Here is a 17,728-nt window from a genome sequence, read left to right on the forward strand (position 1 = left end):
GCGTACGCGAGCCGCGCCGGCCCAAGCCCGCCCCTCCCGGTCTGCCCGTCGCGGCCCCGTTGCCGGAGCCGCTCCCTGACGAAGTGGTACGGGCCCTTTCCCCCGTGTGACATGGGTCTGAGAAGTAAATTCGTCCTTTCGGAGGGGGCCGACGACGGCCGTTGATGGGAGCATCTATGGAGGGATTTATCCCGACATCATGCGATGTATCCCAGCAGGAACGGATATCGATGGCAGACACAGAAGAGTTCCCCCTCGTTCAATTCATGCGTGCCGAGTTCGACCCGGTGGGCGAGCTCGGCCGCATCCAGGCGGAGCACCCCGTGTTCCCGATGGAGATCCCCGGCGGCCAGACCGTCCATCTCGTCACCCGCTGGGACGACGTACGCGGCGTGCTGGGCGACCACGAGCGCTTCAGCAACGACTTCGCCGGCGTGATCGGGCTCGGCTCCAACCAGGAGGATCCGGGCGGGCTCGGCTTCCGCGACCCGCCCGAGCACACCCGGCTGCGCCGGTACCTGACGCCCGAGTTCACCATGCGGCGCCTGCGGAGGCTGGAGCCGCGCATCGAGGCCCTGGTCGCGGAGTGCCTGGACCGGATGGAGACCAAGCACGCCGAGGGCGTGCCGGTGGACCTGGTGGAGGAGTTCGCGCTGCCGATCCCGTCACTGGTGGTGTGCGAGCTGCTCGGCGTCCCGTACGCGGAGCGGGCCGACTTCGAGAAGCTCAGCAAGGACCGCTTCGACTTCACCGCCGGGCCGGAGGCGTCGCTGCAGGCGATCAACGACGCCATGGCGTACCTGACCGACCTCGTGGCCAGGGAGCGGCGGAACCCGGGCGACGGGCTGCTCGGGCAACTGCTGCGCGAGCACGGCGACGAGCTCGACGACCGCACGCTCGCCAGCATGGCCGACGGCCTGCTGACCGGCGGCCACGACACCAGCACGAGCATGCTCGCCCTCGGCACCCTGTGGCTGCTGCGCAACCCGGAGCAGGCGGCGAAGGTGCGCGAGGTGGACGGCTACGTCGTCGACGTGGTCGAGGAGTTGCTGCGGTACATGACGGTCGTGCAGGTCGCCTTCCCGCGCTTCGCCCGCGACGACCTGGAGCTGCACGGGGTGCCGATCAAGAAGGGCGAGATGGTGCTGTGCTCGCTCGCCGGCGCCAACCGTGACCCCGCCCTGGGCGACGACATGGACCAGGTGCGGCCGGGCCGCGAGACGGCCGGCTCGCACCTGGCGTTCGGCCACGGCATCCACCGGTGCATCGGCGCGCCGCTGGCGCAGATGGAGATGCGCATCGCCTTCCCGGCGCTGCTGCGCCGCTTCCCCGGTCTGCGGGTCGCGGGCGAGGTGCCGTTCAGGGAACTCGCCATCGTGTACGGCGTCAAGGAACTACCCGTCGCCTGGTAGCCGGGTTACGTTCGCTGTGTGAGCGAGCCCGTCATCGATCTGACCTCGATCGGCGCCGTCGTCTTCGGCACCGACGGCGTGGTCACCGACACCGCCCGGGGGCACGCGGCCGCCTGGAAGCACGTCTTCGACGCGTTCCTGCGCGGCCGCTCGGCGCCGTTCGACATCCGCGACGACTACCTGCGTCACGTGGACGGCCGGCCGCGCCTCGACGGCATCCGCACTTTTCTGGCCTCGCGCGGCATCACCGTGCCCGAGGGCTCTGCCGACGACGAGCCGGGCGCGCCGACCGTGCACGGGCTCGGCCTGGCCAAGGACCGCTGCTTCATGGAGCAGGTGGACGAGTACGGCGTGGCCGCCTTCCCCTCGGCGGTGGCGCTGCTGCACGAGCTGCGCCGGCGCGGCGCGCGTACGGCGGCGGTCTCGGCCAGCCTGCACGGCCGCAAGATGATCGTCTCGGCGGCGGTCATGCACCTGTTCGACGCGACGGTCGACGGCGGCGACGCCGCGCTGCTGAACCTGCCCGGCCGGCCCGACCCCGGCCTCTTCGCCGAGGCCGCGCACCGGCTCGGCCTGCCCGCCGCCAGGGTGGCGGTCGTGGAGTCGGCTCTGCCCGGCGTCGAGGCGGGCGTGCGGGGCGGGTTCGGGCTGGTCGTCGCGGTCGGTCACGGCGAGCGGGCGGACGAGCTGCGCGCGCGGGGCGCCCACGTCGTCGTGCCCGACGTCGGCGATCTCGGCGTGCGGGGCAGGGTTCTACCCTTGACGTCGTGACCGTTCTCATCGACCCGCCGCAGTGGCCCGGGCCGCGCGGCCTGATGTGGTCGCATCTCGTCAGCGACAGCTCGCTGGAGGAGCTGCACGAGTTCGCCGCCCGGCTCGGGGTGCCGGAGCGGGGGTTCGACCGCGACCACTACGATGTGCCCGAGACCGTCCACGCGCAGGCGGTGGCCATGGGGGCGCAGGAGGTGAGCTCGTACGAGCTGCTACGGCGTCTGGTCGCCGCCGGGCTGCGCCGCCGCAAGCGCCGTTAGCTCGGCCGTCATGTTGGCGCGGGCCTGTTCCTCCCACAGCTCGCGCGCCCGCTCGGTGCGGAACAACACGGGTGTGGCCAGCAGGCGGCGCAGCACCTGCGAGCGGCCCTCGGCGAACAGCGCGTCGGGGACGTGCGCGTACTCCCGTCTGACGGCGGCGGCGTAGGCGTCGTAGCCGGAGGTGCCGAGGACGGACAGGTCGGCGTCGCAGAGCACCGCGCCGTCGCGGTCGCCGGGCTCCACCCGGTCGTGGGCGGCAGTCAGGCGCACCAGCCTGGCCACCTCGGCGACGCGCCCGGCCGGCACGCCGCACCTGGGGAGCCGGGCCTGGGCCAGCTGGGCGCTGCGCTCCTCGTCCCAGCCGGGCCTGCCGTCGTAGACCGCGTCGTGGAACCAGGCCGCCAGGCGCACGGCCGTCTCGTCCCGCGCCTCTCCGGCCAGCCCGTCCAGCGCCGCCAGGACGGCGGCCAGGTGGCCGAGGGTGTGGTAGCGGCGGTGCGGCTCCGACCAGCGGGCGATCAGCTCCGCCCCGGTGGCGAGCGCGGCCGGCGAGCCGCCCGTCAGGGACGCCCAGTCGTCGATCATCTTTTCACCGTACGCCTGCGCTGATAACGTCCGGATCATCGGGACCTTGGAACGCGAGCCGCGGCGCCTGCCCCGCTGGCGGGAGCTGCGGGCCGTCGTGCCCGGGTGGCCGCGCTGGTCGCGGGCGAGCCGGATCGCCGCCGCGGCCGACATCGCCGACCTGCGGCTGCTGGCCCGACGGCGCGCTCCGCGCATGGTGTTCGACTACGTGGACGGCGCGGCCGAGGGCGAGCTGTCGACGGCCAGGGCCAGGGAGGCGTTCTCCCGGGTGGAGTTCAGCCCCCGGGTGCTGCGCGACGTCTCCGAAGCGCCCACCGCGGTCGAGGTGCTGGGGCGGCGGATCGCGATGCCGGTCGTGCTCGGTCCGACCGGGTTCACCCGGATGATGCACCGCGAGGGCGAGCGGGCGGTGGCGCGGGCGGCCGAGCGGGCGGGGGTGCCGTACACGCTGTCGACGATGGGCACCACGTCCGCCGCGGACGTGGCCGCCGCGGCGCCCGGCGGGTGGAACTGGTTCCAGCTGTACGTGGTGCGCGACCGCGCCCGCACCCTGGACACCCTCGCCCAGGCCAGGGCCGCCGGCATGGACGTGCTGGTGGTGACCGTGGACGTGCCCGTGGCGGGGGCGCGGCTGCGCGACGTGCGCCACGGGCTGACGATCCCGCCGTCCCTGCGCTGGCGCAGCGTGCTGCAGGCGGTGTGGCGGCCGGCGTGGTGGTTCGACTTCCTGACCAGCGAGCCGCTCAGGTTCGCCACCGTGGACGACGCCCCTCCCGACCTCGCGGGCCTCACCAACGTGATGTTCGACCCGTCGGTGACCGTGCGCGACCTGGAGTGGATCCGGTCGGCCTGGAACGGGCGGCTGCTGGTCAAGGGCGTGCAGCGGGTGGACGATGCCGAGGAGCTGGCCACCGTCGGCGTGGACGGGATCGTGGTGTCCAACCACGGCGGGCGCCAGCTCGACCGCGCCGTGACGCCGCTGGAGCTGCTGCCGCGGGTGGCGGAGGCGGTGGGCGACCGTACGCAGGTGTTCCTCGACGGGGGCGTGCGCAGCGGGGCCGACGTGGCGGCGGCGGTGGCGCTGGGCGCGCGGGCGTGCTTCGTCGGCCGCGCCTACCTGTACGGCCTCATGGCGGGCGGCGAGCCGGGCGTGCGGCGGGTGCTGGAGCTGCTGCGCGCCGAGCTGGTCCGCACTCTGCAGCTGCTGGGCGTGGGAGACGTGCACGGCCTCGGCCCCGACGTCGTACGCCTGCGGTAGCCGCGACGGAATGGCGCGTATCTGACGGCCGGTGTCGTCGCTCTGCTCCTTCACACGGGGACCTGTCCCGTCGAGAGGAGACCGCAATGACGACCGGAGAGTTCCACCTCATGAAAGTGCCGGCAGCACAGCTGGCCGGGGTGCTCCATGGGCAGGTTGTCGACCCCGGTGCGCAACCCACGAAGGTGGTGCGCCGCGGCGAGGGTTGGACCGTGGACGTGAGCTGGGAGGTCACCGGCGACCTCGTCGACTGGCTGGCCGGCCGGTGGCGGTTGGAGGTCGTCGCGGACCTGATGGGCGGTGGCGAGTCACGGCACCCGTCGCCGCCTGTGGAGTTGACGTTCACCCCCGGCTCGGGACGCTACACGGCCTCCATCCCCATGCGCGGGCAGCTCGTTCCCGGCACCTATGACCTGGTGGTCAACCTCACCACGACGACGGCCGCGGGCACCGCGGGGGCGCTCGGCGGATTCGTGGTGATCAGCAAGGTCACGGTGAAGGAGTGACCACCGCCGCCCCGGGCCCCAGGCCGGGGCGGCACAGGGCAACACGGGCATCATGCGCCAGCTCCGGCGAAAGCCGCAACAGTACTGCAAGTGGGTCGCAAGCCGCGCCTCCTACGCTCCTGTCCTGGCGGCCACGGGGACCGAAAACGCCGCCTCCTGTCATCCGACGCTTCTGTACCTGACGCTTCTGTATCTGACCCTTCTGGGGACGCTCTGACATGGTGAGCGTTCCGGGCGGACCTGAAAACGGGAGACCCGAATGTCCGACACTCCGATCACCGCGGACGACGTTCTGCGCATCGCGGCCTACCAGGACCGGAGCGCGGCACTCCAGGCGATGGTCATCGCCTACAGCTACCACCGCGTGGCCGCCGACCTCGCCGAGCGGCTGGGCAGGGAGACGAACAACTGGTACTGCTACGCCACCTGGACCTCCAAGGCCATCGGCGAGAGCCTCGACCTGCGCGCCGGCTCCCCGTTCATCGCCGGCTTCGGCAGCCGGCTGGGAGTGCCGAAGCGCTTCAGACGGATGTTCCGGGCCGCGCTGCTCACCCTGCTCGGGCCCAGTTACCAGCTCGGCCTGGCGCTGGCCAACCGGGCGATCTTCCTGGAGACCGCCAGCCTCGCCGTCACCCTGTGGGACGACGCCCCCGACCGTTTCCTCAAGGTCAGCCCCGAGTCGGACCTGACGCCGGCGCCGCCGGAGTTCCTGGCGGACCTGCTGTCGCCGGCCGACCCCCGCTATCTGAAGGACGCCGTGCGGTTCACGCGCGAGGCGGCCGAGACCGAGGACCCGCAGGCGCGGGCCGAGCTGATGCTGGGCGCCAACATCGCGCTGTCGGCGTACGAGCAGGCCCGCGCTCAGGCGTCGCTGGAGCTCGTGCTCTACCGGCCGGTCCGGTGGCTGACCCGGGTGTCGTGGCGGTCGCTGCGCTCCCTGGTCACGCGCAAGCCGTTCCCGCGCATCCGCCTGTACACCGCCGCCCACGCCGACCAGCCGTGGCTGACCCGCACGCTGGAGTCGCTGTGGTCGTCCCTCTACACCCGCCACTTCTTCGCCGTGCGCACGCCGCTCAGCGACATCAGGGTCGGCCGGCCGCTGACCGCGCCCGCGGGCGTGGACATCGACGAGGCGTGGGCGCCCATCCGCGACGAGCGGGTGCGCAAGCTGGCCGAGGAGTTCGTCACCGAGGACCGGGAGGCGTCCACGGCCGGGGTCGCCGACTGGGTCTCCTATCCCGAGCGCATGCGCTTCATCGTCGCCTACTTCCGCGTCTACCAGCGGGTCCGGGCCCTGTACACGGTGCCGTTCGCCAAGGAGGTCGCCGACGGGCTGGCCCAGGAGATGGAGCGGGGGCTGGTGCCCGAGGCGGTCGGCGACATGCTCGACAGGACGGGCCTGCGCCGGCGCAAGGTCTACCGCTACCCGTCCGAGACGGACCCGGACGCGCACGAGATGGCGCACTTCGACTTCGAGCCGTTCCTGGAGGCGATCCCGCTTGACCAGCCGGCGACGTAGGTCAGTCGAGGAAGTCCCTGGTGATCTCGCGGGCCTGGAGGAGCCCGCGCAGCTTCGCGAAACAGCGGGCTCGGGTGGGCCCGATGCTGCCGACCGGCCTGCCCAGCCTGCGCGCCACGTCCACGTAGTGGGGCTCGGAGGTTTCCGTGAGCGCCTTGAACAGGACCCGCTGCGCCTGCGGCAGCTCCTCGACCAGCTCGGCCAGCGTGCCGGCCAGCCAGATCCTGGCCAGCTCGCGGTCGACGTCGTCGGTGCTGCCCAGCGAGTCGAGGTCGGGTGTGCAGATCTCCTTCGTCCGCCTGGTGAGCTTGAGGCACTCGCGGAAGGCGATCGTGGCCAGCCAGCCGGCCATGCGCTGGCCGTCGGTGACGCTGGACAGGTTCTGCCAGGCCAGCAGCCAGGTGGTCTGCAGGACGTCCTGGGAGTCCTCGTGGCTGAGCCGGAAGCGGCGGATGCGGGCCCGCAGCATGGGGCTGAACTCCTCGACCAGCCGTTCCCATGCGCCGGCGTCGCCGTCGCGCGCGGCCGCCACCAGGGCGGCGGTGTCAGAGCGCCCGACGTCCGTGGGTGCGGGGCGCTCGATGGTGTCCAGGTGCATGTCGTTCTCCCTGCCGGTCCGGACACTCGGGGGGTCATCTCCGGCCGGCTCCCCCACCGTGCGACGAGTGATCGGAAAAGGCTGTCTCGTCCGTGACAGTCCGGATGTGGCACTCGTCACAGTTGAAAGATCGGTTACGCCCTGCTGCCCGGCGCGGGAATGCGGCCTAGAGTTCTTGCATGAACGCGCGCAGCGGGCCGCACGACGTCGAGCGGGTCGCCGCCGTGTTGTCGGAGATCCCGCTGTTCCGCGTGCTGGGAGAGGACGGCATCCGCGACACGGCGCGGGCCGGGCTGTCGCGCCGCTACCGGCCCGGAGAGATCATCTTTCACCAGGGCGACCCGGGCGAGTCGCTCTTCACGCTGCTGGACGGGCTGGTGAAGGTGGTGTTCACCACCGAGCACGGCGCCGAGATCGTCCTGAACATGCTGGGCCGCGGCGACACGTTCGGCGAGATGGCGCTGCTCGACGGCTCTCCGCGCTCGGCCTCGATCGTCACCGCGCGGCCCGCGTGGGTGTTCGCGCTGCCCAGGGCCCGGCTGCTGGAGCTGATGCGGGAGCATCCCGGCCTCGCCGACGAGTTCCTGCGCCTGCTCGGCCGCATGGTGCGCAGACTCACCGGCCAGGCCGCCGACCTCGCCTACCTCGACCTGGGCGGGCGCCTGGCCAAGCTGCTGCTGCGGCTGGCCGACAAGCACGGCCACCACGGCGAGGTGGTCGAGCTGCCCGGGCTGACGCAGTCCGACCTCGCCGCGCTGGTCGGCGCGACGCGACCGGCGGTCAACCGGGCGCTGCAGTCGCTCGTGTCAAGGAAGCTCATCGCCGTCCACGGCCGGACGATCACGCTGCTGGATGTCGCCGCCCTGCGCAAACGAGGCGGCCTCTGACCACGATCTGGAGTACGGGCTCACATGAATGATCACGATGCGCGCTGGCCTGAGGAGCGGTTCCGGCAGCTGCGCCGGCAGGCGGACCCGGAGATCGACAAGGTGGTGGCCGACTACCTGCAGACGCAGCCGGACGGAAGGAGCGCCCTCGAACTCGTGAAGGGCGTGATCGAGGAGCTCGGACGCGCCAAGCGCGAGGCCAGGGCCCCGTCGGGCGAGCCGCCGGCCTCGGAGATCTTCGACGCCCTCGACTTCGCCAAGGAGCTGCCCGAGTGGGGCGACGACAAGGAGTTACTGGCCAAGGGCCAGGCCGTGTTCGCCGACTACGGGCTCTACCAGTCTGCCGCGCTGTTCTGCAAGTGCCTGCCGATGGCGTACGTGGAGGTGTCCAGCGCCAAGGTGCTGGCCGGCGTCTCCAACCTCGCCACGCACAGCCTCACCCGCCGGGTGGCGGAGACCGGCCAGATGCTGGTCGACGTGATGGGCCTGAAGGCCACCGACAGCCTGCAGCCGGGCCGGCCCGGCCACACCACCGCGATCGGGCTGCGCATCCTGCACTCTTTCGTCCGGGCGCTGGTCAATGAGCGCTTCGGTGACCACTGGGACACCGAGCGGTACGGGCCGCCGGTCAACCAGGAGCTGCTGCTGGCCACGATCTTCGACTTCTCCGTGGTCACCTGGGAGGCCCTGGAGACCATGGGCGTGGTGCTGACCGACGAGCAGCGCGCCGCCCACCTGTACACCTGGAGCGTCTTCGGCCACCTCATGGGCGTGGACACCTGCCGCGACGGGCCTCTCACGCTGGCCGACGTCGAGCCGGTCAGCCTGCGCCTGGGCCGCCTGTACGAGTCCAGCGACGAGGGCCGCCTGCTGATGGCCAAGCTCCTGGCGGAGATGGAGGCGTTCATGCACCTGGGCTGGCGGAAGCTGCCGCGCAGCCTGGTGCACTGGATGTTCCGCGACGCCGCGTACGGCGCCGACCGGGTGCCCGAGCTGCTCGGCGTGCCGCGACCGGCCTGGTGGTGCACGGCGCTGTTCACGGTGGCGCGCGCCGCCCACCGCCACGGCAGGCTCGCCGGGCCGGTGGACGGCCTCATCCGCCTGCTGGTCCGCCGGGTGGGCCGACACGTCGTCGTCGGCCTGATCGACCGCCACTCCGGCGGGCAGGCGCCGTTCCGGATCCCGGAGGAGCTGGCCCGCGCCTGGCGCATCCGGCAGTCGGCGGCGGCGGTGAGGACCCGCGCGATCCGCCACCGGACGCGGCAGAGACTCCGGCGCGGGCGCGCGCAGGAAGGGCCGCACCCGTGAGCGTCCCGCGGGAGCCGGGCGCCCTCACGACGGCCACCATCCTGTTCACCGACGTCGTCAGCTCCACCGCACTGCGCATCAGGCTCGGCGAGGAGCGGGCCAACGTCGTCTTCCGCCGCCTGTACGACCTGCTGCGCTCGGTGGTGAACGCCAACGGCGCGACGTTCACCAAGAGCCTCGGCGACGGGCTTATGGCGGTGTTCGGCTCGGCCACGGCCGGGCTGGACGCGGTGATCGCGGTCCAGCAGGCGGTCGCCGACGAGAACGAGCGCGCCATGGAGAAGATCTCCGTCCGGGCGGCGCTCGCGGCCGGCGACGTGTGCTGGGGGCTCGACGACGTCAGCGGGCTGCCGACCGTCGAGGCGGCCCGCCTGGTCGCGCAGGCCGAGGGCGGCCAGGTGCTCTGCACCGACCTGGTGCGGCGCCTGGCGCAGGGGCGCGGCCGGCACGAGTTCAAGGACCTCGGGCGGCTGCCGGGCAAGGGGCTGCGCGAGCCGCTGCACACCTACGAGCTGCACTGGCAGAGCGCCGCCCACCACCTGGGCGGCTCGCTCGCCCCGTGGCTGGACGACCGGCACGTGCTGCCGTTCGTCGGCCGGGAGCAGGAGCTGCGGCTGCTGGACGCCGAGCTGGCGGCGGCCGAGTTCGGCAGCGGGCTGGTGGTGCTCGAAGGCGACGCCGGGGTGGGCAAGACACGGCTGGCCTCCGAGGTGGCGCGGCGGGCGCTCAAGCGGCAGTTCACGGTGCTGGCCGGGCGGTGCACGAATCCGGCGCGGCAGGCGTACGAGCCGATCGCCGGTGCGGTGGAGCGGCTGGCCCGCACCTCGCCCGCGCTGCTGCTGCGGGCCGGGGTCGACCAGCGGTGCGGCCAGCTGGTCCGGCTGGCGCCGTCGCTGGCCGGGGCGCCGTTGTCGCTGCAGGTGCCCCCGGCCACCGAGCCGGTGTCGGAGCGCTACCACCTGATGGCCGCGGCCCGGACGCTGATCGAGCGGCTGGCGGCCGTGCGTCCCGTGCTGCTGGTGATCGACGATCTGCAGTGGGCGACGCTGGAGTCGCTGCAGATGCTGGGCGCACTGATGTGGGAGGCGGAGTCGCTGCCGCTGCTGGTGATGGCGATGTCCCGGCCGATGCCGGTCGAGTCGGTCATGCCGGAGCTGCACCGGCTGACGGCGGACGCCCGGATCGTCCCGGTGCCGTCGTTCCGGCCGGAGGAGGTGTCGCTGGCGCTCGCCCAGGCGCGCGCGGACGGCGACGCCGAGCGGCTGCACCGGATGACGGGCGGCAACGCGTTCCTCATCAGCGAGGTGGTCAGGGAGTTGGCCACCGGCAAGGAGCTGGACGCGCTGGCCGTGCCCGACGCGGTCACCCGGATGGTGGTGACCCGCATGGCGCAGCTCCACCCCGACGCCCGCGAGCTGGTGGGCCTGCTGGCCGTCGGCGAGCGGATGGACTCGGCCGCGCTGCGCCGCGGTCTCGGGCTGGAGGAGGCCCGGTTCGTGGCGGCGGTGGAGGAGGCGATGGGCGCGGGCCTGGTGACCCTGCTGGACAACGGGTCCTGCCAGTTCTCCCACGAGCTGACCAGGACCGCCCTGTACGCCACCCTCTCTCCGCCGCGCGCCGCGCTGCTGCACGGGCGGGTGGCCGACGCGCTGTGCGAGACCGACCCGAGGGCGATGGAGTCGCGCCCGTACGTCGTCGCGGCCCACCTGTTGGCCGCCGCCGAGCATGGCCGCGACCCGGACAGGGTGAGCGCGGCGGCCGAGGCGGGCGTGCGGGCCGCCGAGCACGCGCTGGCCGGGCTGGCCCACCGCGAGGCGGTCACCTGGTACCAGCGGGTGCTCGACCTGCTGGCCGACTTCCCCGGCACCACGCCGGAGCGGCGCGCCGAGCTGCTCGTGGAGTGCGGGCGGGCGATGTGGCTGGCCGGCGACCCGGAGGCCAGGCCGACGCTGCTGCGGGCGGCCGACCTGGCCAGGGAGTGCGGGCGCGGCGACCTGATCGTCCTCGCGGCGCTCGGCGGCGACCGCGGGTTCTCCAGCGTCTCGGCGGCCCACGACGAGCGGCGCATCGCGCTGCTGACGGAGGCGCGGCAGGTGGTCGACTCGACCGACGTCAGCACCAGGGCGCTGCTGGCCGCCATGCTCGCCACGGAGCTCATCTGGGCGCCCGACGGCGAGCGGCGCTTCGCGCTGAGCGACGAGGCGGTGGCGCTGGCCCGCAAGTCGGGCGATCCGCGCACGCTGGCCAGCGTGCTGGGCATGCGCAGCCTGACCATCGTCCCGGCCGACCCGCTGCACCAGCGCCACCGCGACGGCGACGAGATGCTGGAGGCGGCCCGCCGCACGGGCGACGACCTGGCGCTGTTCCACGCGTACGTGCAGCGCACTCCCCCGGTGCTCGACAGCGGCGACGCCGAGAAGGCGGCGGCGCTGCTCGACCGGGCCGAGGAGCTGGCGCACCGGCTCGGGCAGCCGCACCTCGACTGGCTGCTCGGCTACTCCAGGGCGGGGCTGACCCTCATGCAGGGCGACCTGGCGCAGGCCGAGGCGGAGGCGGAGGCGGCCCTGCGGCTCGGCTCCCAGATCGGCCACCGGCTGGAGGCGGTGGCGATCTTCTCCGAGCAGATCGCGGAGATCCGGCGGCTGCAGGGCCGGCTGTGGGAGCTGCGCGACCGGCTGCGCCGCGCCGCGCGGGCGCCGCGGGTGGACCCGGTGCACGCGGTGCTGCGCTACCTGTGCGAGCTGGACGACGAGGAGGCCGTGCCGCTGCTGGAGCGCATCCTGGCCGGGGGCGGGGCCGAGCCGCCGCGCAACATGGCGCACCGGCCCGCGCTGGACAACCTGGCCGTGGCCGCCTCCCGGCTGGGGCGGGCGGAGCTGGCCGGTCGGCTGTACGACGCGCTGGCGGGCGACGGGGAGACGTTCGGGCACGGCACGGTGGCCCACCACTGCGGGCACCACTACCTGGCCCACCTGGGCGCGGCCATGGGCGACCCGGAGCGGGCAGCGGGGCACTTCGAGGCCGCGGCGGAGGTGCACGAACGGCGCGGGGTGCCGCTCATGCTGGCCGAGTCACTGCTCGACTGGGCCGACCTGCTGGACGGCGGCGGGGTTTCCGGGCCCAAGCCGGGCGACCTGCGCGCGTGGTGCCGCACGCTGCTGGCCGGCCGCGGCGCCCTGCTGCTGGAACGCCGGCTGCGCTGACCCGGGGACGCGACCCGGGGACGCTGACCGGGGACGCTAACCGGGGACGTGGCCGCGGCGGCGCCGACACGGGCGGCGCCGCAGGGCGCTGACCTGGACGGGGGTCGCTGCACGGACGGCGGAGCGTTCGGGCTCAAAGTGAGACCGAACGACTATCCCACGCCATTTGCCCCATCGCGGGACATGGCACCCGGCGCATCCTTGGACTCGTCCATCTCGCCAGTGGGAGTCGCGCCATGGGATACCCCTCCGACCCTTACCGCAAGCCGCAGGAGCAACAGCCCGCGTTCGGGCCGCCGCCGCCCGACCCGTACGGGCCGCGCAGGGAGCCTCCTCCGTCCGGCCAGGACCCGTACGGGCCGCGGCGGGAACCACCCGCGCTCGGCCACGACCCGTACGGACGCCCCGCGTACGCCTACCCGCAGCCCCGGCGGCACAGCGGGCTCGTCCTGGCCCTGGCCATCGGCCTGCCGCTGCTGCTGCTCGGCGGCTGCGCGACGGCCTGCGTCGTGCTGACGGCCCCGGGCGGCGGCACGAACGTCTCGGCCACCTCCGGCCCGCTCGACCTCGCTCCACCCGCCGAGCGGGTGCCGCCCCCGGTCCAGGAGCCCGCGGAACGGCCGCCAGAGCAGCCCGCCGAGCAGCCGCCCGAACAGCCCGCCGAGCAGCCCGCCGAGATCGGCGGGGAGAAGGCGCCGCTCACCGGAGAGACCGGCAGGACGCTGACGCTCAAGGGGATGCAGGAGGGCTCGATCATGGACGTGACGGTCGACCAGGTCTTCCGCGAGGTCCAGACGACCTACCCGACCGTCGTCCCGAGGAGCGGGAACCGGCTCATGGCCGTCCAGATCACGCTGACGAACAAGAGCAGCCTCGTCTACCGCGACACCCCGCACTCCGGCGCGTCGGTGGTCGACTCGCAGGACCAGGAGTACGAGGCCACCTGGGAGGAGCTCGCGAACGGCCGGCACTTCAAGGGCACGGTCACCATCGAGCCCGGCGACAGCGGCACGGGCCTGGTCGTCTTCCAGGTGCCGGAGAAGGCGGAGGTCGTGACGTTCACGTTCGGGCTGGACGGCGGCTGGGCCGAACAGCACGGCCGGTGGAAGCTCCGCTGACCGGCGCCCCCGCTCAGGGGGTCAGGGTGCGGCCCGCCTCGACGGCCTCGCGGACGCTTCTGGCCAGGGTCTCCTCCAGGGCCTCGCCCTGGGCCTCCAGCTGGCGCATCCCGTCCTCGTCGTCGATGCGGGCCAGCAGCTCACGGTACTTGTGGTTGTTGTCCAGCGCCTCGCGGGCCCGCAGGGCGGCGTCGGCCTCCTGGACGCGGCGGGCGTACCGTTCCAGGCTCTCCACCCTGGCGGTGACCCCCGCCAGGGAACGGCGCAGGGCCTCCTGCTGCGGCCGCAGCACGGCCTCCAGCTCGGGGGTCACCAGGCCGCGGCGGGCGCGGTCCTGCTCCTCCTGGAGGGTGGCCTGGGTGCGCAGCAGCAGGGCGAGCTCCCAGATCTGCCGCGGCAGCACCACCTCGTTCGCCAGGCCGTCGAGCAGCCTGCGGCGCATGACCTGCGAGGCGTAGACGGCCATCACGGCCCGTCTGGCCCGTTCCAGCAGGGCGCGCGCGTGCGGCGGCAGCTCCCGTACCAGCACGACCCGGTCCCGGTACGGCGGCCGCTCGCCGTGCGTCCCGAGCCTCGGGACGAAGGAGTCGATCACCGCGAGCCGTTCCCGCTCGGTCAGCTCCGGATCGGCGACGAAGTCGACCGTCCGCCTGACGTGGTCGCGTTCCCGGCCCAGCAGCCGCCGCTCCTCCTCGGCCTCCTCCCGCCGGCGCAGCATGTCGTACGTGAGCACGAGTCCGCACGGCGCCGCCAGGACGGTCACCAGGGCGATGACCGGGCTGGCGTACCCGGTCATCGCGCTGAGCAGCACGCCTACCACCAGAACGGACACGCAGAGCGCCGCCGCAGCCAGCGCGTATCCGCAGCTCTTGGCCACACCGTCCCCCTCGGAGCGAGTTCACGAAGTGCCCTGAGAGTTCACAATAAACCGCGATATGCCGGAGATCGCCAGATTGTGCCGAGTCGGGATAGGACGGTCAGCGGAGGTAGGAGGCTCCGTTCAGGTCGATGACGGTGCCGCTGGCCCATTCCGCGTCGGGTGAGGCCAGGTAGAGCACGGCCGCGGCGATCTCCTGGGGCCGGGCCACCCGCCCGAACGGGCTCTGGGCCCGGATCGCGTCGCCGCGCGGAGCCTTGAGGTGCTCGTTGGTCATGTCGGTCTCGACGAAGCCGGGCGCCACGGCGGCGACCGCGATGCCGCGCGGCGCGAGGGCGATGGCCAGCGACTGGGCCAGGGCGTTCATGCCCGCCTTGCTCGCCCCGTACGCGGGGCTGTCGGGCTCGCCGCGGAAGGCGCCGCGCGAGGTGACGTTGATCACCCGGCCTCCGGCGGGCATGTGCCGCAGCGCGCACCAGGTCGTGTTGGCCGCGCCGGTCAGGTTGACGCCGAGCGTGCGCCGCCAGGCGTCCTGCCACTCCTCGTACGAGGTCTCCATGACGGGGTGGTGCAGGAAGACCCCGGCGTTGTTCACCAGGACGTCGATCGCGCCGAGCGCCCCGGCCGCCTCGTCGACCATCCGCCGCACCGCCTCGGCGTCGGCCACGTCGCCCTGGACGATCGTGTGCCCTTCGCCGGGCAGCTCCTGGAGCAGGCTCTCGGCCTCCCTGACGGAGTCGCGATGGTGGATCGCGACCCGGTCGCCCTGAGCGGCGAAGGCCGCCGCCACCGCCCGCCCGATGCCGCGTGACGCCCCGGTGACAAGTACTCCACGTCCGTTCATCCCCCACACCCTAAAAGATCGTGTGCGGACGCCCGCCGCCGGGGCTCGCGCCGCCGTACATGAGACATGAAAGGTCTGCATTGCAAACCTCACGCCCGAGTCCTAGACTGCAAGAAAGGTCTGCACTGCAAACCGGAAGGGTCCGATGGTCAACTCGTACGAGCTCGATCGCCTCTATCGCATCCGCCGATCCACCGCCGAGTACGCCCGCCGCCGGGGGCTCTACCTGGCCGCCTTCGGCCTCTTCCTCGGGTACCTCGCGTTCGCCGGCGTCCGGGAGAACCTCGTCGTCCCCGTCCTGCTCTTCGCCGTTCTGCTCGCCGCTGTGGCCCGCTACTACCGCAAGAACTTCGGCACGGTCGTCCCGCGGCGCGACGGCGCCAGGTTCCACGCCTTCTGGCTCATCCCTGTGCTGCTGTCGGGCGTGCTCGTGGTGGTCACCGCCGCCAACGTCTCCGGGACGCCCGGGCATCTCACCGGCGGCCTGATTTTCGCCGTCCTCCTCGCGGTGATGGGCGGGCCGCCCTGGCCGGGCCGCGGACACTACCCGGCCTCGGCCGCGGTGCTCATGGCCCTCACCCTGGCCCCGCTCGGCGTACTCACCCCTTCGGGAGCACATCCGTTCGCCTCCGCCGATCCCCTCTGGCAACTGCTGGTCGTCGGCGCGCTGCTCGTCGTCAACGGCCTGCTCGACCACCGCGCTCTGGTGCGCTCGCTTCCGCGACCGGCTGGCGAGGAGGAATGAGGTGGGCACCCCATTCGCGGACATGACGGAACTCGACCGGCTGGTCCACGACCCCTCCCGGCTGGCGATCACCAGTACGCTGTGGGCCTGCGAAAGCGCCGACTTCCTCTACCTCCAGCGCGTCACCGGCCTGTCCAAAGGCAACCTGTCCAGCCATCTGGCCAAGCTGGAGAAGGGCGGGATCATCAAGATCGACAAGACCGCCGGACGCCGTCCCCGAACCGTCGTCAGCCTCACCGAGCCCGGCCGCACCACCGTCGCCGAACACTGGGACCGGCTGATACGCCTGCACGAGGCCGCCCGCGCCTGGGTCCCCTCCGAGTCTTGAACGCGATCGGCATCCGCTCCTGAAGCCGCTCAGGGGTGAGGTCGACGGCGGGCACGAACGCCAGATACGCGGGCACCGCGCCGTAGTAGAAGGCCGTGGGGTATTGAACGGTTTCCGACCCTCGCGCGGATCCGCCCGAACATCGACGATCTTGACCGGCCCGACCGCCGCGCCCGCCAGTGGCGCGCGACACGTGCGCGATGGCGTCGAACGCCTCGAACACCGGGAGGCCGACAAAACGGTCGGCCATGCGCGTGTGCTGGAAGGACGCCGCGTCATGGACGTGCGGACGTGCCGCGCGCAGGCCGGCGAGGGTATAGAACCGGCAAATTTCCGCTGTGCGACATAGGGACTCTTGATCTGTGGATAGGGGGACATGGAGTTCCTCGTCCATGAGGGAGGGATCATGACCGCCACTCAGCAGCGCGGAAGCGACACCGTCACGTCCGACGGGAAGGTGCCCAAGCAGTACACGCTGGACATGCCGATGGTCAGCGTGTCGGTCCACCGGCCCGACGTGCACATGCCGCACGTTCCGAAGCCGCACATTCCGCGGCCGCACATCAACCGGCAGGAGCTCGGCCACTACGCCGACGTCGCGCGGACGGTCCTGCCGCCGCCCGACCGCCTCGCCTACTACGGGGCGCTCGGCGCGATGGCGGCCTTCGGCGCCATCGACTGGCCGGTCGCGGCCGCCATCGGCGCGGGAATGGTCATCGTGCAGCGGCACCGGGACAAGGCACCGTCGCAGGAGCCCGCGGCGGCTCGGGAGCAGGAGCCGAAGAAGGAGACCGCGGCGGCTCAGGAGCACGAGCCGAAGAAGGAGACCGCGGCGGCTCAGGAGCACGAGCCGAAGAAGAAGACCGCGGCAGCCAAGCAGCGGGGAGCCGCCGGCAGGCGCAAGACCAAGTGATCGACGTACCCGCGCGGCCGTCAGGCTTCAGCGCCCGCCGCGCGGGTAGCGGCAAGCGGGTGCGAATCGAGGACTGGTTCCTCACGGAGGACGAGCGCGGCAACCCGGCCAGTGAGCTGGCGCCGTGGACATCGGGCAACGAGGTGCGGCCCCTGATCCACGGCGCGGCCTACTTCGCCGAGCTGCGCGCCTGCGTGGCGGAACTCGGCAAGGACGACTTATTACTGTTCGCCGACTGGCGCGGCGACCCCGACGAGCGCCTCGCCCCGGACGGGCCCACCGTGAGCGCGGCGTTCGCGCAGGCCGCCGAGCGGGGCGCCCACGTGCGCGGCCTCATCTGGCGCTCGCACCTGGACCTGCTCCGCTTCAGCTCCGCGGAGAACCGCCATCTCGGCCGGGAGATCGAGCAGGCCGGCGGACAGGCGCTGCTCGACACGCGCACCGCCGTGGGCGGCTGTCACCACCAGAAGTTCGTCGTCCTGCGCCGCGACCGCGACCCTGCGGCGGACGTCGCCTTCGTCGGCGGCATCGACCTGTGCCACGGCCGCCGCGACGACGCCGCCCACGAGGGCGATCCGCAGCCCGTCCCCATGCCC

The 17,728-nt window shown here is 72.8% G+C and carries 18 protein-coding genes; 14 read left to right on the top strand and 4 right to left on the bottom strand.

Annotated features, from left to right (window positions below; translation table 11 throughout):
- The first annotated feature begins 230 nt into the window (after positions 1 to 230).
- The 3 genes from E1286_RS37440 to E1286_RS37450 are packed head-to-tail and all read left to right on the top strand — an operon-like array spanning position 231 to position 2,443.
- Entirely contained in the window at positions 231 to 1,412 is a 1,182-nt protein-coding gene (locus tag E1286_RS37440; protein ID WP_132620398.1) for a cytochrome P450, read from the top strand.
- An 18-nt stretch (positions 1,413 to 1,430) separates the two neighbouring features.
- The gene (locus E1286_RS37445; protein WP_132620400.1) at positions 1,431 to 2,183 is read left to right on the top strand and encodes an HAD family hydrolase; all 753 of its coding nucleotides are present in this window, start codon (positions 1,431 to 1,433) and stop codon (positions 2,181 to 2,183) included.
- A complete protein-coding gene (locus E1286_RS37450) occupies positions 2,180 to 2,443 on the top strand; it encodes a DUF4031 domain-containing protein (protein WP_132620402.1) in 264 nt (87 codons plus the stop codon). Before E1286_RS37445 ends, E1286_RS37450 begins: the two co-directional genes overlap by 4 nt.
- Here the strand turns inward: E1286_RS37450 and E1286_RS37455 are convergent.
- Positions 2,396 to 3,028, bottom strand: a complete 633-nt coding sequence (locus tag E1286_RS37455; protein WP_132620404.1) for an HD domain-containing protein — start codon at positions 3,026 to 3,028, stop codon at positions 2,396 to 2,398. The two genes, E1286_RS37450 and E1286_RS37455, sit on opposite strands and share 48 nt — an antisense overlap.
- A gap of 46 nt (positions 3,029 to 3,074) precedes the next feature.
- Between E1286_RS37455 and E1286_RS37460 the strand changes: the two genes are divergently transcribed.
- From E1286_RS37460 to E1286_RS37470, 3 genes are all read left to right on the top strand, one after another.
- A complete protein-coding gene (locus E1286_RS37460) occupies positions 3,075 to 4,286 on the top strand; it encodes an alpha-hydroxy acid oxidase (RefSeq protein WP_132620406.1) in 1,212 nt (403 codons plus the stop codon).
- Positions 4,287 to 4,372: 86 nt separating this feature from the next.
- On the top strand, positions 4,373 to 4,792 hold the full coding sequence (locus E1286_RS37465; protein ID WP_132620408.1) for a hypothetical protein: 420 nt from the start codon (positions 4,373 to 4,375) through the stop codon (positions 4,790 to 4,792).
- 259 nt (positions 4,793 to 5,051) lie between these two features.
- Positions 5,052 to 6,311, top strand: a complete 1,260-nt coding sequence (locus E1286_RS37470; RefSeq protein WP_132620410.1) for a hypothetical protein — start codon at positions 5,052 to 5,054, stop codon at positions 6,309 to 6,311.
- 1 nt (position 6,312) lies between these two features.
- Here E1286_RS37470 and E1286_RS37475 read toward each other — a convergent pair whose 3' ends face one another.
- Entirely contained in the window at positions 6,313 to 6,909 is a 597-nt protein-coding gene (locus E1286_RS37475) for an RNA polymerase sigma factor (protein ID WP_132620412.1), read from the bottom strand.
- 179 nt (positions 6,910 to 7,088) lie between these two features.
- On the opposite strand from E1286_RS37475, the gene E1286_RS37480 reads away from it, so the two are divergent.
- From E1286_RS37480 to E1286_RS37495, 4 genes are all read left to right on the top strand, one after another.
- Positions 7,089 to 7,796, top strand: coding sequence for a Crp/Fnr family transcriptional regulator (locus E1286_RS37480; RefSeq protein WP_132620414.1), 708 nt, complete (start codon positions 7,089 to 7,091; stop codon positions 7,794 to 7,796).
- Between the two features lie 24 nt (positions 7,797 to 7,820).
- Complete coding sequence (locus E1286_RS37485) at positions 7,821 to 9,104, top strand: oxygenase MpaB family protein (protein ID WP_132620416.1); 1,284 nt, start codon at positions 7,821 to 7,823, stop codon at positions 9,102 to 9,104.
- Positions 9,101 to 12,307 (top strand): ATP-binding protein, encoded by a 3,207-nt coding sequence (locus tag E1286_RS51530; RefSeq protein WP_132620418.1) that lies wholly within the window; start codon positions 9,101 to 9,103, stop codon positions 12,305 to 12,307. The genes E1286_RS37485 and E1286_RS51530 overlap by 4 nt, the downstream gene beginning before the upstream one ends.
- A 236-nt stretch (positions 12,308 to 12,543) precedes the next feature.
- Positions 12,544 to 13,425 carry a DUF4352 domain-containing protein gene (locus tag E1286_RS37495; RefSeq protein ID WP_132620420.1) on the top strand — a complete coding sequence of 294 codons (882 nt, stop codon included), beginning with the start codon at positions 12,544 to 12,546 and terminating at the stop codon, positions 13,423 to 13,425.
- A 13-nt stretch (positions 13,426 to 13,438) separates the two neighbouring features.
- Here E1286_RS37495 and E1286_RS48410 read toward each other — a convergent pair whose 3' ends face one another.
- Positions 13,439 to 14,302 carry a hypothetical protein gene (locus tag E1286_RS48410; RefSeq protein ID WP_165970087.1) on the bottom strand — a complete coding sequence of 288 codons (864 nt, stop codon included), beginning with the start codon at positions 14,300 to 14,302 and terminating at the stop codon, positions 13,439 to 13,441.
- 100 nt (positions 14,303 to 14,402) lie between these two features.
- Positions 14,403 to 15,146: an SDR family NAD(P)-dependent oxidoreductase gene (locus tag E1286_RS37500; protein ID WP_132620422.1), complete on the bottom strand. Its 744-nt coding sequence runs from the start codon at positions 15,144 to 15,146 to the stop codon at positions 14,403 to 14,405.
- 145 nt (positions 15,147 to 15,291) lie between these two features.
- Here E1286_RS37500 and E1286_RS37505 point away from each other — a divergent pair, with 145 nt between their 5' ends.
- From E1286_RS37505 to E1286_RS37520, 4 genes are all read left to right on the top strand, one after another.
- Positions 15,292 to 15,891, top strand: a complete 600-nt coding sequence (locus tag E1286_RS37505) for a hypothetical protein (RefSeq protein ID WP_132620424.1) — start codon at positions 15,292 to 15,294, stop codon at positions 15,889 to 15,891.
- A gap of 1 nt (position 15,892) precedes the next feature.
- Entirely contained in the window at positions 15,893 to 16,219 is a 327-nt protein-coding gene (locus E1286_RS37510) for a transcriptional regulator (RefSeq protein ID WP_187368276.1), read from the top strand.
- A 406-nt stretch (positions 16,220 to 16,625) separates the two neighbouring features.
- Entirely contained in the window at positions 16,626 to 17,132 is a 507-nt protein-coding gene (locus tag E1286_RS37515) for a TrbC/VirB2 family protein (RefSeq protein ID WP_132620426.1), read from the top strand.
- On the top strand, positions 17,129 to 17,728 hold a 600-nt coding region (locus E1286_RS37520; RefSeq protein ID WP_484213921.1), incomplete at its 3' end, for a phospholipase D-like domain-containing protein. The genes E1286_RS37515 and E1286_RS37520, both read left to right, overlap by 4 nt.

The sequence above is a fragment of the Nonomuraea terrae genome, from assembly GCF_004348995.1.
GTDB classification, from domain to species: Bacteria; Actinomycetota; Actinomycetes; order Streptosporangiales; family Streptosporangiaceae; genus Nonomuraea; species Nonomuraea terrae.

Excerpts from the sequence above, each read along its gene's own strand:
- E1286_RS37440 (WP_132620398.1), top strand. The coding sequence starts at position 231 with ATGGCAGACACAGAAGAGTTCCCCCTCGTTCAATTCATGCGTGCCGAG.
- E1286_RS37455 (WP_132620404.1), bottom strand. The coding sequence starts at position 3,028 with ATGATCGACGACTGGGCGTCCCTGACGGGCGGCTCGCCGGCCGCGCTC.
- E1286_RS37465 (WP_132620408.1), top strand. The coding sequence starts at position 4,373 with ATGACGACCGGAGAGTTCCACCTCATGAAAGTGCCGGCAGCACAGCTG.
- E1286_RS37470 (WP_132620410.1), top strand. The coding sequence starts at position 5,052 with ATGTCCGACACTCCGATCACCGCGGACGACGTTCTGCGCATCGCGGCC.
- E1286_RS37475 (WP_132620412.1), bottom strand. The coding sequence starts at position 6,909 with ATGCACCTGGACACCATCGAGCGCCCCGCACCCACGGACGTCGGGCGC.
- E1286_RS37480 (WP_132620414.1), top strand. The coding sequence starts at position 7,089 with ATGAACGCGCGCAGCGGGCCGCACGACGTCGAGCGGGTCGCCGCCGTG.
- E1286_RS37485 (WP_132620416.1), top strand. The coding sequence starts at position 7,821 with ATGAATGATCACGATGCGCGCTGGCCTGAGGAGCGGTTCCGGCAGCTG.
- E1286_RS37495 (WP_132620420.1), top strand. The coding sequence starts at position 12,544 with ATGGGATACCCCTCCGACCCTTACCGCAAGCCGCAGGAGCAACAGCCC.
- E1286_RS37500 (WP_132620422.1), bottom strand. The coding sequence starts at position 15,146 with ATGAACGGACGTGGAGTACTTGTCACCGGGGCGTCACGCGGCATCGGG.
- E1286_RS37505 (WP_132620424.1), top strand. The coding sequence starts at position 15,292 with ATGGTCAACTCGTACGAGCTCGATCGCCTCTATCGCATCCGCCGATCC.
- E1286_RS37515 (WP_132620426.1), top strand. The coding sequence starts at position 16,626 with ATGACCGCCACTCAGCAGCGCGGAAGCGACACCGTCACGTCCGACGGG.